Source organism: Variovorax paradoxus (assembly GCF_030815975.1).
Lineage (GTDB): Bacteria > Pseudomonadota > Gammaproteobacteria > Burkholderiales > Burkholderiaceae_C > Variovorax > Variovorax paradoxus_N.
In genome coordinates this window covers 1708291-1724437 of the sequence record NZ_JAUSXL010000002.1, presented here as the reverse complement: position 1 = coordinate 1724437, position 16147 = coordinate 1708291, and the positions used below count along the sequence as shown (strand labels likewise).

8 protein-coding genes are annotated in these 16147 nt (G+C 64.2%); 1 reads left to right on the top strand and 7 read right to left on the bottom strand.

Annotated elements, in window-relative coordinates:
- Window positions 1-12: 12 nt before the first annotated feature.
- The 7 genes from QFZ47_RS11885 to QFZ47_RS11855 form a co-directional block, all read right to left on the bottom strand.
- Entirely contained in the window at window positions 13-738 is a 726-nt protein-coding gene (locus QFZ47_RS11885; protein WP_307655816.1) for a hypothetical protein, read from the bottom strand.
- Between the two features lie 93 nt (window positions 739-831).
- On the bottom strand, window positions 832-2553 hold the full coding sequence (locus QFZ47_RS11880; RefSeq protein ID WP_307658930.1) for a ShlB/FhaC/HecB family hemolysin secretion/activation protein: 1722 nt from the start codon (window positions 2551-2553) through the stop codon (window positions 832-834).
- A 38-nt stretch (window positions 2554-2591) separates the two neighbouring features.
- Entirely contained in the window at window positions 2592-3149 is a 558-nt protein-coding gene (locus tag QFZ47_RS11875) for a hypothetical protein (RefSeq protein ID WP_307655815.1), read from the bottom strand.
- Window positions 3150-3250: 101 nt separating this feature from the next.
- Window positions 3251-3682 carry a hypothetical protein gene (locus QFZ47_RS11870; protein WP_307655814.1) on the bottom strand — a complete coding sequence of 144 codons (432 nt, stop codon included), beginning with the start codon at window positions 3680-3682 and terminating at the stop codon, window positions 3251-3253.
- 59 nt (window positions 3683-3741) lie between these two features.
- On the bottom strand, window positions 3742-4200 hold the full coding sequence (locus QFZ47_RS11865; RefSeq protein WP_307655813.1) for a hypothetical protein: 459 nt from the start codon (window positions 4198-4200) through the stop codon (window positions 3742-3744).
- Window positions 4201-4376: 176 nt separating this feature from the next.
- Window positions 4377-5069, bottom strand: a complete 693-nt coding sequence (locus tag QFZ47_RS11860; RefSeq protein ID WP_307655812.1) for a hypothetical protein — start codon at window positions 5067-5069, stop codon at window positions 4377-4379.
- Window positions 5070-5099: 30 nt separating this feature from the next.
- The gene (locus tag QFZ47_RS11855; RefSeq protein ID WP_307655811.1) at window positions 5100-15044 is read right to left on the bottom strand and encodes a two-partner secretion domain-containing protein; all 9945 of its coding nucleotides are present in this window, start codon (window positions 15042-15044) and stop codon (window positions 5100-5102) included.
- Window positions 15045-15325: 281 nt separating this feature from the next.
- Between QFZ47_RS11855 and QFZ47_RS11850 the strand changes: the two genes are divergently transcribed.
- Window positions 15326-16102: a FadR/GntR family transcriptional regulator gene (locus tag QFZ47_RS11850; protein WP_307655810.1), complete on the top strand. Its 777-nt coding sequence runs from the start codon at window positions 15326-15328 to the stop codon at window positions 16100-16102.
- Window positions 16103-16147 lie beyond the last annotated feature (45 nt).

Genomic DNA, 16147 nt, shown 5'->3' with positions numbered 1-16147 from the left:
GAGCGACTGCTGTTATTCCTGTTTCGGAAAGTCGTTGTTCATCACCCGCCCGACGGTGGCGAACAGTTCCTGGCGCAGGCCCTCGTATGCCGCCTTGTTTTCCGTCAGCAAGGTGTCATAAGCAAAGTAGCTGGGACTGCCCCGGTTTGACGTGACCGAGTTCCATGTGATGGGCTGGAGCTTGTCGTCGCGCAGCGCGTACTCCACCACAATGATGGGCCGGAAGTCCGCGGTCAAGCTCGGTGCTCCGTAGCCGGCAGTAATGCGCAACAGCATCACCTCATAGCCCGGCGTGGCCGTCAGGCCGGCGAGCTCCATTTTTCGCGCGGCGCCCGTGGCGCGATCACTTGGCGTCAGCTTGATCTCGCGACCTGTCGCGCGCATGGCTTCGGCCAGGCGTTCGGCATATTCCCGATGAAGCGTCAACTCGCCCTGGCTTTCTTCTATGGCCTGTTGGAAGCGTTTGCTGCGGCCCGCGACCTGGTTGATCGAGTTGCTGCGACTGGCAGCGTCCGCGCCAATCGCCACCAGCACTCCCACCGGCCCGAGCAAACCGCCGAACCCGACCGTCGGGGTCGCGCCGGTATCCAGAACTCCCAGCTCGCACTTGGCGTTGTAGACGATCTCGACCCGCGGATGTGACAGCGGTTCTGGCTCTTCATTGGTCGCTTGCTTCGGCCGACCGGCGCAAGCAACGAGCATGACTGCGACGGTGCAGACGGTGATGATGCGTTTCATGGCGCTCCCTCTCATTCGGATAATTTCGAAGATTTTTTGAGGCGGACCAGGTGATCTCAGGCTGTTTCTCGGTGCGTGGCGGTCCAGCTTCTATCAAAAGCTTGCGTTGAGATTGAAGCCGAAAGTGGTCTTGGCCGTTCGATACCCCTCCGGCTTGCTTATGGGCGCCCCCACGAAGAAGTCATAGCTCAGCTTGCTCCACTGCCCCCGCACCCCGATGACCGCACCCGCCAGGCTGCGGCCCAGCAGGTCCGCGGTGGAGCGCCCGCCGACATGCCCGTAGTCGGCGCCGACATACAGTTCCGCCCCGCTCTGTCCCATGGCCCACCCGATGTCGTTGCGAATCAGCCAGCCCCGTTCGCCCATCAGGCTCGTCTCGCCATCGAAGCCGCGCACCGTGTAGCGCCCGCCGATGGCGAAACGGTCCTGCGGCGTCAGCGGCGTGCGGTTCCACTGCGCGCGGATAAGGCCCGAGTAGCGCAGCTTCTGCTCGCCGAGCTTGAACGGTGCATTCAGGCTGATGTCGGCCGTGTACAGCCGCATGCGCGAGGTACCCTCGCCGAACGCCTCCTCCGGCGCCGCGATGGACCCGAAACCGCCCGTGCCGTGCTTGTACGCCAGCGTGCCTTCCAGGGTCGCGTCGCCGATGAACTCCTTGTGGTTCAGCCCGAGCTCCCAGCCGCCCACCACCCGGTGCTGCACCTCGACCTCCGTGTCGTCCACGAAGTTGCGCGATTCGCGCCGGAAGCCCTTCAGCGCCAGCGTGGTCTTGCGGCGCTGGTCGCGGTAGATCAAGCGGGACAGCTTGACCTCGGCGTTGTTCGTCTTGCCCGCGTAGACATAGTCCTGGTTCAGCCCGGCCACGCGCTGGTGGTACTGGCTGTTGGAAGCCGTGAGACCCAGCATCCAGTAGCCATAGGGCAGCGAGTAATGCACCGTCTGGCCTTCGGTGCCCTTGGCCGGGTCGCTGAAGACGTGGCCATTGAGGTTGTGGTTGGCGCTGACGTAGAACAGGTCGTTCAGGCCGAAAGGGTTGTCCAGGGACACCGTGGCACCGGCCTGGTAGCGGCCGGTGGCCTCGGTGCCGCTGTCGTCCAGGCTCAGGGTCAGGCGGACTTTGCGGGCCTGCACGTACTTGACCACCAGGTCGCTGTCGCCCGGCCTGGCGTCGGGGGCGGTCGAGGGCTCGATCTGGATGTCGGCCTCGGCCGTGGGCGCGCGCTTGAGGTTCTCCAGCCCCTGCTCGATGTCGCGCAGGTTCAGCAGGTCGCCGACCCGCGCGGGGATCGCGGTGGCCAGCAAGGCGGAACTGCCGAGCAGCGTCGAGGAAGAATCCGGCGTCAGGCGGATGGCCGCGATGCGCCCAGGTACCAGCGAAAGGATCAGGGCGCCAGCGGACAGGTCCTGCGGCGCGGCCAGCACCCGGGTGGTGACGAAGCCGCGGGCGATGGCCGCCTGCTGGGCGCGTGCGAGCACCACGTTCACGCCGGCGGTGCCCAGGCAGCGGCCGAGGGGTGAATCGTCCCCGTCCGGCCCTGAAAGATCAGAGACGGCCCATTGGAAGGCCTCGGATTGCTCACCGACCAGGAGCACGCGGTCGATCCGAAAGCACGGAGACTCGGTCTCGGGTATGCGCTGGGTGGGCGCGGGTGGGGCGGCCTGCAGCCGTTGGTCGACCGTGCGCTCGTTCTGCTCGCGCAGGGCGCGTTCGCGTTCCTGCTGGCGTTGCTGCTCGACGAAGGGTTGGGGCGTCGTCGGCGTCTGCTGAGCCAATGCGACCAGCGGAGAAACGACAAGGGCTGCGGCCACAGCCATGCGCGTGCGCCGAGGCACGCCGGTGGAACAAATCATGATCAGCGCCTGAACTCAACCGTGCGAACCGCCGAGGGCTTGCCCGAGAAGCCGCTGACCGTGCCGTCGGCGCCGAAGAGCACATCGACCGGCTCGTCTTCCTGGATCGTCCAGTACCGCCACGTATTGGCGTTCAGGTCCTTGGTGTCATTGCGCGAGGGATAGCTGAGAGACATCAGCACCTGGGGCCGCGTCATGCCAATGATGACCTTGGCGGAATACACCGCCTTCTGCACCTCGGGACTCCAGCTGGCGAGCGCCACCTTGGGATCGGTGGGCACGACGATCTGGCGCACCCAGCGCAAAGCATCTTCCTTGCTGCGCGCCGCGTCGTCGCGCATGGAGATGTAGTCGCCACCGATGGTGCCGAAGAAGTAGGTGTCGCGCTTCACGGTGTCGAGCGTCGCGGGTTCGCCCGCCGGCACGATGGGACCCCCGAGCATGTTGGTGCTGGAGACCCAGCCGTAGTCGGGGCGCAGGTTGCAGCAGGTGTAGCCGGTGATGGGTTGGGCGAGCTTGGTGGCGCAGCCGGCGAGCAGCGTGCTGGCTGAGAGCAGCAATGCGGCGAAGACGCGTACGGTTGGGATGAAATGAATATGTGACAGCTTCATAGTTTTGACTTAATTGAACAACCTTTAACCATTTATTGGCCAAACCATGCTTATGCCGTTTTATCTCGGTTCTTGATGGAAATGCTCAGCAATCCAAAGCCACATACGCCGGCCATGAATAGATCGTAGAACGGAGGCCGATAGGACAGCAAGAGATAAAAAATCCAAGCCAAAATGAAGAACTGGAGGACACCAGAGGTGCGCTTAATTTTTCGCGCAAGCGCACCTCGGCAGCTCCGCTCAAACAGAATTCGGCGGTCTAATTTGAAAGACCATCTTTGGTCAAGCCACCAGAATAGAAAAAGAGCGATTGAAACACTGGCGATGAAAATCAGCGGCTGCACCGATGCAGCCGGCCAGATTTTCTGCATTGCCTGGGTAAATACTGAGATCAGCACCCAAAGCGAGAAAAAATAAAGCCATGAGAAAACCAAAAACAGGAGAAATCCTAAGCGCAGGGTGTGTTTTTCTCTAGTACACATAAAGCCTTCAATTCTTCTTCATAAGACTGCCGTCGCGCGCCTGGTGCCGAATGCATCGTTTATGCCGGGGAGTTAAATGCCTTCTCTATCAGTGGATGAGGAGACATCTGAAAACACAGATGGCAAGGCTTCTTCTTTCCTACCCAATGATGCAGCTGAATCAAGAACGACTCTATCAAATCGAAAATCTTTGAACGATCAGCTTCGAAAAGTTTGTCGGCATGATCCATTACGATGACCAAGCCAGGAAGACTTGCTGATAAGGAAATCATGTCGTCAAGCAATCGGATCCAATGCTCCTCCCCGTAGGGAGCGTGTAGCGCACCAATCGCAACCGCGACAGCGTCGCATGTTCCAACCGCATTCATTGCAAGCGGTCTACAGTCAATGTAGGCGCATCTAATTCCGATATTGTCCATCTCGGTCTTTAAATCAAGCACCTCTTCGTCGACCTTGATTGCCTCAACAAAGTGAACAGCACAGGTTGTTGATCTGACGATATCGCTGTAGCCGCGCATCTAATTCTTACCCTTGTTTTGTGACGGCCAGCCAAATCTCCCAACAAATTCCCCGGCTATATATGGTCGACATCAATCTCCCATGGGGGCGAATCTGGGGAACGATGCGCTAAATTGCTCCATAGCGCCATCAACGTTCAGGACGGTGCAGGCAAACAGAGTTTTTCATATCTTCGCTAGGGCCTAGCCGACGGGTAGATGCGAGTCACCGTAGATAATTCTTTTCGATCTCCAAGCAGGCCGCTTGAAAATGAAATTGATCTTTGACGCCTTCGCTCTGTAACTTTTAATGCACCGCCAGCATCCTTTCTAATTTCAAATTCCCCATAGTAAACAGCCCGGGGAGTGAAGTCATTCCCGCCGTTTACCTCGAAATTCCTTAGAATCAGAGCTCCATCAAAACAGCCAGACATTTCGGTGCCTAGTCGCGTAACCGTCCTGGTTCTGGTGATCTCACCTTGAATAAATTTATCCTTTGTTTGCTCAATATGAAGAATGTTATTGATGCGACTTCCCTCTTCTTTTTTTAAGGGAGCCTCAAGATAATAAGACTGATAATCCGGAAGACCATCAATGGTGAGTGGCTGTTGAGGTCGACCCGTAGTTGGATTAATGCTCCCGGTTCTCCAGAGCATTTGTATGGAACCCGCATAAGTTTTAAGAAGATCGCTTACGTATCCCCCATTAGGTGTGCGGGCAATCATAAATTTGTAGTCCCCACTTAAATCAGGACATTGATCTGCGATAAATTTTGGCGGATTCCAGTCCAAATCGTTTGCCGTCACGCCTCGCGCGATACCGCATCCGCACAACAAAGATACGAAAATTAAAAAAGCACCAAGAGAAAATGCCCTAACGAGTTTTTTCATCTTTAATTCCAAGTTAAAATTAGCATCAGGTCAATATTTCTCATCATTCCTTTCCGCGTTGTAGCCATTCACCATTGCCTGCCAGACGTCAGGGTACTGAGAGACCAAAGCGGCCAATCCAATTGGCATGGCTGGAAGCAAATCTACAACGTTCCAAACTCCTGAGGCGCCATTTTGAATGTTATTGCCTAGCTCATCGTAATAGTGTACGGCGTTCAGAAAGTCGTGAGGCCCTGCGAAAGATTCAACCAAATTGTCCAGAAAACTACCTTGGGCGTAGGGGATGCCGTTAATTGACGCCAGACCTCCTTGTAGGCCACCCAATGGGCTAGGCGTTAAGCCAGGATTCGTTGCGATCACCGAGCTAAGACTGATGCCAGGCCGCAAATGAACTCGACCGTCGATTGGGCTAGACCAATTCGACCCCCCTGTCGAATCAGTATTGAAGTCTTCACAAATACCCGAGACGCCACACAATTGACCAACATCAACCCGGTTGCCGCCGATTTTTATCCCATCCCCGTTAACTCCGGCGCTGGATCCAGAGGTGTTCGTCAGGAGGTTTCCGTTTTCGTCAACGACGCCCTCAAATAACTGTGAGCTGCGAATTTGATCCTGTCTAAGATAGTGTCCGGCTGCTTGCAATCCGGCGATTAGTCCGGATGTCGCCGCTCCTTGGGCGCAACCTTGTCCAGTCAACTGTCCAGTCGCGCAACCCACTGCGGCTTGGATGGCCACGCCAGTTAAGCCGCTGCTAGCCGGGTACGCGGCGCCTACTCCAGCGGATAGCATGGACGCGAGAATAGACCGTACTCCTCGGCTAGACGCCAAATCCTCCAATACCGCACTGATGTTGCCGTTGTTGTTGATCAAGCTAACCGCCGCTTGGCTTGCGATCGAACTGACACCCGCAGCCACAGTTGCAGATGCAACAGCGCCTGCACCGCTCAAGAAATAGCCACCACCATTTAACGCCACGCCTTCGCCGGCACTCGTTGCGACAGCCCCACCCACTTCGCTTGCTGCGCCCCATGTCAGGACTGTGGCCACGATTGCCACAACTGCGGCACCCGTCTGGGTCAGCCCACCTTGTCCCTCGGCCCATTGCCGCTGCGGCAGCGGCACGCCTTGCCAGTTGATCGGAACATTGGCCAGGTTCGGATCGCTCTGGAGCTGCTGGATCCAGTTCATGCCCGGCTGTCCGCTTTGCTGCTGCAGCACTTGCGCCACGGTCTGGGCGTATTGCAGCGAACCTTCCCTGCCGCCCGTCGCGTTGCGGCCGACCTGCACATTCACGCTCTGGGCATTCACGGCCAGCGTGCCGCTGTTGATCTGCGTGTAGTTCGCTTCGGTCGTCACCGACCCAGAGTCGCGCGAGCGCTGGTACGCCCAATCGTGCTCGCCGCGGCTCAGCGACGTGCTGGTTCCGGTGGTCACCGTATCGAAGTTGATTGCGCCGCTCGGCGCGTTCAGGCTGACGGCATTGGCCGCGTTGATGTGCGCAGCACCCAGCGTCAGGTCGCCATCGGTGGCGGTGATGGTCACGTTGCGTCCATTCAGCGTCGACGACGCAAGCGTGGTCTGCTCGCGCGTGCTGGTCATGTTGTTCGCGTTGCCGCCGCCGTGTCCGGTGCGCACCGGCGACCCGGTGATGAACGCCGTTTGGCGGTCGTTGGAAGTTCCGACCGTCGCGCTGTTGTAGTTCGTGCCGCTGAGGATCGTGACCTCCTGTCCCTGGATGCCCAAGTCCTGGCCGGTGCTGAGATTGCTGGCATAGACATTGACCTGTTTGCCGGCGTTCACCGTGAGATTGCCTCCGGCCGAGATGTTGGAAGCGCGCTCGGTTTGCGTCGCCAGCTCGGCATGATCGGAATGGTTGCGCTGGAGGTCCCAGTTGTGGTCCGTCGGCTTCGGGACAATCAGGCCCGTCGTCGTGCGCGAGCGGTCCGCCGTGGCGGAAGACGCCTCCAGGGCCGACGTGATGTTGACGTTGCGCCCCGCCGTCAAGCTGGCATCACCGCGGGCACTGACATCGCTGCCCACGATGTTCAGATCACGGCCGCTTTCCATGGCGATGTTGTTGCCGCTGAAGCTGCTGGCAATGGCCGTGTTGGTGTGGGCTTGCCCGGTGATGCTGTTGCTGGTGCTCGTGAGAATTCCCCTGTCTTTCCATTGCGTGGAAAACCCGAAATCCGTGGTCTGCCGCCCAGACTCGATCAGGATGTCGTTGCCCGCCTTGACGCCCAGGTCACCGCCCGCCGCAACGGTCGCGGCGCGGGCTTTGACATCGTTCCCCGCGTCCAGCATGACGTCGCCGCCGCCGCTGATGCGGGTCCCGACCTCCTTGCTCTGCGAGAAACCTCCGCTCAGGTTCTGGCCGATCGCGTACGCCGCACTTGTCGTGGTCACCGTCCCAAGATTGATGTCGTTCCCGGCCTTGATGGAAGTCAGGCCATTCCCCGTGTTGGCCACGACGGCCCCGATCAGGTTCACATCGCGCCCGGCGCTGGCCACCAGCGTGCCGCCCGGATTGGTCACGTACAGGCCGGCGACGCGGTCGATGCCGGTGTTGCCGAGCAGGCCGGTGCCCGTGGTCGTGCGCACGTTGATGTCGCGACCGGCCTCCAGCGTGAGCTTGTCGCGCGCATCGATCGTGCCGCCGATGTTGTTGATGTCCACCTGGGCCTTCAGGCCCACCTGGCCGCCGCTGATGCGGCCGCCCAGGTTGTCGATGGTGTTGGCGTTGATGCTCACCAGCTGGCGCCCGGCGATGGTGCCGGTGTTGACTAGGTTGTTGTCCTTGCCGTCGATGCGGACCTGGTTGCCCGTCAGCAGCGCGCCCGAGCCGTCGATGTCGCCGGGCCGTACGCGCACATAGACCTGCGGCACGAGCACGCGCTGCGTGCTGCCGTCGGGCAAGGTCACCGTCTGCTCGACCAGCCAGACGATGTCGCTGGTGAGCTGGGCCATCTGCGCAGAGGTCAGGGCAATGCCGGGGCGCAATCCGTACTGCTTCGCGAAGGTCGCGCCGGCATTCATCAGCGCGGTGTACTGCTCCTCGTCGTTGTGATATCCGTCGAGATAGCGATAACCCGTGAGCTGCGCCACCTGCTCGCGGATGAGCTTCTGTTCGTAGAAGCCGTCGCCCAGGCGCTTGAGCGTGTTGTTTGGATCGAGCCCGAGGCTGTTCAGCAGGTAGTCGCTGCTGAGCCAGGCGCGGTAGTTCGCAAAGCGCGGGTCGGTTTCGACGAGGTAGTGGCTGCCGGCGCCTGGCAGGGTCCGGAACAGGCTGGCCTGAGGGATGGAGGTATCGGGCAGGCTGGTGCGCACGACCATGGGAATGGTCCCGGCCGCACCCGCCTGGGCCGAGGATGCTGCGCCATCCGCCGTTCCGCCAGCGCCCACGTTCGTGGTTGCGTTCCCCGACGGTGCCGCGGTGGTGCCGTTGGGGCCGCTGGCGCCGTCCGCGCTGCTTGCGCCCTGGCCATCGGTTTTTGCCACGGCACCGACATTGGCTGGCACTTCCACGATGGTGGCCGGGCCTTTGCCGCCAGCGACGCTTCCACCCCCCGTGGCGCCGGCATTCGCGCCGCCGCTGCCCGCGGAGCCGATGGCGTAGCCGCTGGTGGCGTTGGCGTGCTCGATGTAGTCGTAGCTGCCCACTTCTACAGTGTGCGGCGAGCCTGGGAGGATGACGCTCGGCTGCGGCTGGCCCTTGTCGTTGATGACCGTGGCAAAGAGATCGGTCTTGCTCGTGCCCTTCAGGGCCTCGTTGGTGACGTTGCTGGCGGTCAGTGTGCCGCCGGCGATGATGCGGCTGTCGCGGTTGTAGACCGCCCCCACCAGCGTCATGTCTCCGCCCGCGACGATGCGCGCCGGGTCCGCGTTGATCGCTGTGTCGGCGGTGGTCGTGGACGTGGTGGTCCAGATGCCGTAGCCGTTGCTGTATAGCAGGGCGCCCGTGGAGCCGTCGGGGTTGCGCGCCCAGACGAAGGGCTGGCCAGGAATGATGACGACCTCGTCCATCGTGTACATGCGGCTGCCACCGACCGGGGCAATCGCCTGCACAGGGCCGGTGACCGTCGTCTGCTGCGGCCCCAACTGGACGTGCGTGTCCCAGTTGTTGATCTGCCCCATCGAGATCGACATGCTGCCCAGCGATTCGATGGTGGCGCTCAGGTTGTTGAGCGTGCCGCCCTGGCCGGTGACGTAGCGATTGGCATCCAGCGCTCCGCCGATGAACATGTCCCCGGCACTGAAGATCAGCGCATGCTCCCGGTTGTTGATGGTCGTCGCGCCGATGTCCAGCGTGTCGCGCGCCGCAATGGTCCCCGCCTTGGTCGCACCATCGACGGTCTCGGCGTCGTTGTTGAGCGTGCCGGCGGCAATGGAAATCGCATCGCCGTAGATGCGGCCGGTGCCGATGTTGTTCAGCGTGCCTGCGTTGATCTGCGTACTTCCGTGGCTGTCGATCAGGCCGCGGTTGGTCAGCGTGCCCGCTGCGTTGACAACGGTGTTCGTCCCCGACATCTCCGCATTGGCCGTGTTGTCCACGTTGTTGCCGCCCACGGTGAGCGTCTGCCCCGCCAGCAGCTTGCCGTTGTTCGTGAAATTGCCGGTGGTGGTGTAGCTAAGGTTGCCATTGGCGGCCACCTCGCCGTTGTTCACGATGTCCTGTTTGAGCGCGACGGAGAGATCCTTGCCGGAGACCAGTCGTCCGTCGCCGCTGAACGTGGCGGCGTCGATCTGAACGCTCTTGTCCGCGACCAAGGTGCCGCCGGTGTTGATGAGGTTCAGCGTCTTGGCGCCAGGATTGGCTGCGTTGGGGTCGGCGATCCTGAGCGTGTCGCCCGCCGAGATCAGGCCGTTCGTGTTGTTGACGGTGCCGCCGCTGGTGATGGAGGTGTTGGCGTCGGCGCGGATGGCTCCGGAGGTGTTGTCGAGATTGCCGGTGCCGATGGTCACGTTCTGGCCTTCGATGCCCTGGTCCGTGCCCTGGGTGCTGGTGTTGGCGATGCTGCCGGCATTGAGGGTCGTCGTGGCCGCCGATCGGATCAGGCCGCTGGTGTTGGTGATGCTGCCGGCGTTAATGCCCAGATCGCCTGCGGCCAGGGTCTGGCCGCCGCTGTTGTCGTAGCCAGCGCCATGGGTGTCGATCGCCAGCGTGGACTGGCCGAGCACCACGCCCCCGCCCGTGTTGGAGAAGCCCTGGGTGCTGGCCGTCAGTGCGTTCTTCGCGCCGATGAAGCCGGCGCTGTTGTTGACCGTCCCGGCGGTGAGCGCCAGCGTGTCGCCGCTGGTGATGCCGCCCTGGCCGTTCGCATAGCCGGCCGCGTTCGTGTTGCTGAGCGCCTGGCCATTCGTGGCGATGGTCATCGCCCCGCCCGATTGGATCAGGCCGGCGTCGTTCGCCAAGGCGCCCGAGTTCAGCGTCACCGTGGTGGTCGCGGCCAGCGTGCCTTGCGTGTTGTTCAGGGTGTTGCCGCGCGTGTCCACCCACAGGCTGTCGCCGATGACCTTGCCGCCGAGGTTGCTCAGACCACCGTTGCTCAGCGTGACCTTGGCTCCCGCTTGCAGCGTGCCACCATCGTTCGTGGTTGCACCCGCGGTCGTGACACTCAGGTTGCCGTTGACTGCCGCTGCGGTTCCGCTGCTGTTGTCGAGCGTTCCAGCCACGAGCGAGGCGTTGCCGTTCGCAGCGAGCGTGCCGCCCACGTTGGTGGCGGCGCCGCCGACGGTGGCGTTCAGATCGCCGACAGCGGTCACGCTGCCGGCGTTGTTGTTCAGGCTTCCCGCGGCAACGGTGGTGTTGCCGCCCGCGCCGATCACGCCCTTGTTGCTGTTGTCGAGCAGGCCGCCCACGGTCAGGCCGAGGCCGGATGCCTCGGCGGCGCGGATGGTGCCGCCCTGGTTGACCAGGCTGCCGGCCGCGACGGCGGTGTTGCCATTGCTGGCCAGCGTCCCGCCGCTGTTGTCCAGTGCGCCCACCACCGTGATGCGTGTGGCATCGGCGCCGGTCTGCACGATCTGGCCGCCACGGTTGCTCAAGGAGCCCGCGTCGATGGTGACCTGCCTGGCGCTGGTGGTGCCACTGTCCTGGTTGAAGGCGCCGTTCATGGCGACGGCCAGCGCGCCATTGGTGGTGATCTGGCCGCTGGTGCCGCTGAAATTGCCGCCCGCGATGGTCAGCGTGCCGGTGCCGGCATGCTCGATCTTGCCGGCCGCGTTGCCGATGCTGGCGGCTTGCAGCGTGAGGTCCTGCCCGTTGCTGGCGATGCGCCCGCCATCGTTGCGCAAGATGCCGTTCATGGCGATGGTGGTCGCCCCCGTGCCGGTCTGCACGATCTCGCCGCCGTTGGTGTTGGCCAGATTCGAGAGCTGCAGGTCGAGCTGCTTCGCATGGAGCTGGCCGGCGTCGTTGACGAGGGTCTGCGCCGCGTGGCTGTTGGCCGTGACGCTCAGGGTTCCCGGTGTGACGACCTTGGCCTGGCTGGTGGTCACGTCGCCCTGCGTGGCCGTGATCGCGATGTTCGCGGCGCTGGTCTGGCTGGCCGACAGATCCACGCTGGCGCCTTGCAGTGCGGCGTTGCCGGCCGCCAGGTGCGTGCCGTGCGCGGCGAGCGCGCCGGAGGCCGTCACGCGCAACTCGCCCGCCGAACCGAGCTGGCCGTCGCTCTGGATGCCTGCGCCCAGCACGCCGGCGCTGCCGCTCTGCAGGCTGCCGGCCGTGATCGTGGTGTTGCGCCCGGCCGTGATGCTGCCGTCGTTGGCCAGCAGGCCCGCCACGGCCATGGTGGTGTCGTGGGCCCCGCGCAGGCTGCCGGCGTTGCTCAGGCTGCCCGCCGAGACGGCCAGATCAGTGGCGGCACCGATGTAGCCCTGGCCGTTGTCCAGAGCGTTGCTCACGTTCAAACGGGCAGCGGCCTGGGTCGACTGGATCGAGCCCTTGTCATTGGCCAGCGCGCCGGCGCTGAGAATCAGCTCCTGGTTGGCGGCCAGCGTGCCTGCCGTGTTGTCGACCGCGCCCTGGACATTCATCGCCAGGCGATTCAGGCCGGACACGGTGCCGCCGTTGTTGTCCAGGCTGGCGGCACTCAATGCGGTGCTGCCGTTGGCGGCGATGGTGCCGCCGCGGTTGCGGGTGGCGCCGCTCGTGGTGCTTGCGACATCGCCTGCGGCCGTGACGCGGCCGGCCTCGTTGGCGAGGCTGCCGGCCTGCAGGGTCGTGTTGCCGCCCGCGCTGATCTCGCCCTGGCCGTTGTCCAGCAGGCCCGCCACGTCGACGCTCAGGTCGGAGGCTTGGGCGGCCCGCAGCGTGCCGCCCCGGTTGTCCAGGCTGGCCGCGGTGAGGGCAAGGCTGCCGTTGCTGGCCAGCGTGGCGCCGCTGTTGTCGATGGCGCCCGACACTGCGATGGCGGTGGCGCCCGTGCCGGTCTGCACGATCTCGCCGCCGTTGGTGTTGGCAAGGTTGGAGACCCGCAGGTCCAGCTGATTGGCGCTGAGCTTGCCGCCCTGGTTGACCAGGGCCTGGCCAGGCTGGGCGTTGGCCGTGATGCTCAATGTGCCCGGTGTGCTGACCGTGGCCTGGCTCGTGGTCACGTTGCCCTGGGTCGCGGTGATGGCAATGTTGGTGGCGCTGGTCTGGCTGGCCGAGAGATCGACGCTCGCGCCCTGCAGCGTGGCGTTGCCGGCTGCAAGGGTGGTGCCGTGGGCCACCAGGGCGCCGGTGGTGGTCACGATCAGGTCGCCTGCCGCACCGGGCGTGCCGTCGTTCTGGATGCCTGCACCGAGCACGCCGGTGCTGCTGCCTTGCAGGCTGCCGGCGGTGACGGTCGTGTGGCGTCCGGCGGTGAGGCTGCCGTCGTTGGTCAGCGCGCCGCCGACCGCCACGGTCACGTCGTTCGCGCCGCGCAGGCTGGCGCCGTTGGCGTTCACCAGCGAACCTGCCTGCACATGCAGGTCCGTGGCGGCGCCGATCGTGCCGCCGCTGCTGTTCTGCAACTGGTCGGCCACCGCGAGCTGCACACCGGCCTGCGCCGATTGAATGCGGCCCTGGGTGTTGTCCAGGCTGCCGGCGCTGAGTGCGACGCCCTGGTTGGCGAGGAGTGTGCCGGCCGTGTTGTTCACCGCTGCGGCCACGTTCGCCGTCAGCGCGCCCGTGGCGGAAACCGTTCCGCGCGTGTTGTCGGCCTGGCCGCCCACCGCCAGGGTGGCATCGGTGGCGCTGGTGAGCGTGCCGTCGGTATTGATCAGATCGCCCGTGGCGGCGATGTTCAGGCTGCCGGCGTTGAGCGTGCCGCCGGTGTTGTCGAAGCGTTCGACATTGGCGCTGAAGCCGTGGCTGACGTTGAGCGTGCCGCCGTGGTTGTCGAAGCTCGGCTGGCTGACGGCCATCCTGGCTACGCTCAGCGTGCCGCTGTTGTTGTTGATGTTGGCGCTTTGCAGGCTGATGGGCCCGCCGGCGTAGATCTTGCCGCCGTCGTTGCGGATCGTGCCCGCGGCGGTGACGATGCCGGGCGAGGGTGGTACGTACGGTGCGGGCGTGAAGGTGCCGCCTGTATCGGTGCCGCCGCCCGCGGTGGGTGTGCTGGGACTGGTGGTGCCGCCCGTTCCTGTCCCTGTGCCGCCGCCGGCTCCGGTGCCGGGCGTGGACGGCGCTGGTGCCACGGGCTCCAGCCCGATGACGCCGCCAGTGGTGTTGCTCAGGGCCGGCGCGCCCAGCGCGAGCCCGGTGCTGCTGGTCTGGCGGATCGTGCCGCCGCGGTTGTCGATGTCGCCCGCCGTGCTGGCCAGTTCCAGCCGCGCGCCTTCGAGCGTGCCGCCGGTGCCATTCAGTGTGTTGGCCAGGTCGCCCTGGGTCGTGATCTTGAGGTTGCCGCCGCTGGCCACGCGGCCGCTGTTGGCCAGGGCCGCGGCCGCGAGGTTCGCATCGGCCGTGGCCTGGATTGTTCCGATGTTCTCCAGGCGCCCGGCGCTGGTGACCACCAGTTGGCCCGCGCCCGCCAACGCGGTGGCGCCCGGCGCGGCCTGGAGGGTGCCAGCATTGCGCACGCCCAAGCCGGCTTCGGTGCCGATGAGGGTGATCTTGCCGGCGTACATACCGCCGAGCGCGGCCACATCGAGCGCAAAGGTGGGCGCGGTGCCGGTACCGCTGGTCGGCGTGACCTGACTGTGGTCGGCGCTGACCGTGTTCGCACCCGTCACCACCTTGAGTTCGCTGGCCCAGATGCCGGCATTGGCTTGCACGGCGCGCGCCAGGATCGCGGCGTAGTCGGTCCTGCTGGCGTCCAGGCCCGCGCCGTCGATGGTGATGGTGCCGCCGCGCACCAGGAAGCTGTCCAGGCCGCCCACGGCATTGAACTGCGGTGTGCCCGTGGTAAGCGTCGCTCGGCTGGCATTGATGAAGCCGCCGCCATCGACGCTGATGCCCGCGGGGTTGGCGATGATCACCTCGGCCCGGGTGCCGCCCACCTCGATGTAGCCGCGCAGCCGGCTCGGGCTGCCGCCGTTGACCTCGTTGAGGATGATGCGGGCCGGCCCGCCCGCGAGGTAGGGGTTGGCTTGGACAAAGCCGCCCAGCTGGGTCTGCACGTTCGTGCGGCTGTTGTTCAGGATGGCGCCGTTGGGCGCAACATTGAACTGGTTGAAGACATTGCGCGAGACGCCGGCGGCGCTGGGCGTCTGGATGTTGATCAACGGGACCCCGTTGGGCGCAACGAGCACCGTGGGACGCAGGTTGGCGGGAACGTTGGGGGCGCCGACGATCTGGGCATGAACAGGCGAAGCCGACAGCATGCCCGCGAGCGCCGCACCCACGAGCATGGGCGCAAAGGCTGCAGCACCGGCCAGCACGCCCGCGCTTGCCGCGGTGGTGGCCTTGGACGAACCCTTGCCGGTGCTCTTCGCGGTCTCCTGAGTCACCATGCGCAGCCCGCGCTTCGCATTGAACACAATGCGGTGCAGATTCTTGTTCATTCTTCTTCCCTGACCCTTTTCTGCGTGACAGCAATGCACGCCGATTCGGAAGGCGTGCTGACCCGCCGGCCCCAGCGCCGACGAGTGCAGATTCTCCTGTTACAAATGGTTAACAGGTGTCGGTATCAGTGGAGCCATGAAGATTTGGTTGGGAAGCGTCAGATTTTTCACACCTCCAAAGTGCGTTGCGACAACACTTGTCAGCGACGCTAGTTCTTTAGTTGTAGAGCGTTCGACACGCGGGCCTGCGTTAGAGTCGCAGCCCACCGCCATCCGCGCCCATGACTGCACGTTTTCAATCCGTCGCTCCCACTGTTCGCCTCGCCGACCAGGTGGCCGACGCATTGGCCACCGAAGTGCGCAGCGGACGCCTGTCGGAAGGCGACCGCCTGCCGACCGAGAGCGCGCTGGCCGAGCAGTTCGGTGTGAGCCGCACGGTGGTGCGCGAGGCGGTGTCGCGGCTCAAGTCGCTGGGGCTGCTCGATTCGCGGCAGGGCAGCGGCGTGTACGTGCGCGCCGCGGGCGTGGAGCCGCTGCGCTTCGAGATGCCGCACGTGGCTTCGCGCGAAGCGGTGATCCAGATGGTCGAGCTGCGCCGCGCGCTCGAAGCCGAGGTGGCCGCGCTCGCGGCCGAGCGGCGCACGCCCGACGACGTGCAGCGCATCCACGAGGCCATCGACGCGCTGCATGCCGCCGTGGCGGCCGGTGGCAATGGCGCGGACGAAGACGTGCGCTTTCACCGCGCCATCGCCGAGGCCGCGCGCAACCCGTTCCTGATCGGCACGCTGCAGTACCTGCGGCAGTTCCTGCACGGCGCCACGCGCGTCACGCGCGCCAACGAGGCGCGCCGCGCCGACTTCGCGCGCGAGGTGGCACAGGAGCACGCGCGCATCGTCGAGGCCATCGAGGCCGGCGACGCGCTGCGGGCGCGCGAAGCGGCCAAGTCCCACATGGACAACGCGATCCGCCGCATCGAGCAGGCCGATCCCGCCTTCTGGCAGCAGGAGGGCGCGCAACTCGCGCGTCCGCTGGTCGAAGGCTGGCCGCTCGGCAGCTGAGCCGGCCGACACACAAGGAAACCAAAAAGGCGCCGCAGATGGCGA

Bases quoted from the DNA above. Each gene is read 5' to 3' on its own strand.
- QFZ47_RS11885 (WP_307655816.1), bottom strand. From the start codon at position 738: ATGAAACGCATCATCACCGTCTGCACCGTCGCAGTCATGCTCGTTGCT.
- QFZ47_RS11880 (WP_307658930.1), bottom strand. From the start codon at position 2,553: ATGGCTGTGGCCGCAGCCCTTGTCGTTTCTCCGCTGGTCGCATTGGCT.
- QFZ47_RS11870 (WP_307655814.1), bottom strand. From the start codon at position 3,682: ATGTGTACTAGAGAAAAACACACCCTGCGCTTAGGATTTCTCCTGTTT.
- QFZ47_RS11865 (WP_307655813.1), bottom strand. From the start codon at position 4,200: ATGCGCGGCTACAGCGATATCGTCAGATCAACAACCTGTGCTGTTCAC.
- QFZ47_RS11860 (WP_307655812.1), bottom strand. From the start codon at position 5,069: ATGAAAAAACTCGTTAGGGCATTTTCTCTTGGTGCTTTTTTAATTTTC.
- QFZ47_RS11855 (WP_307655811.1), bottom strand. From the start codon at position 15,044: ATGAACAAGAATCTGCACCGCATTGTGTTCAATGCGAAGCGCGGGCTG.
- QFZ47_RS11850 (WP_307655810.1), top strand. From the start codon at position 15,326: ATGACTGCACGTTTTCAATCCGTCGCTCCCACTGTTCGCCTCGCCGAC.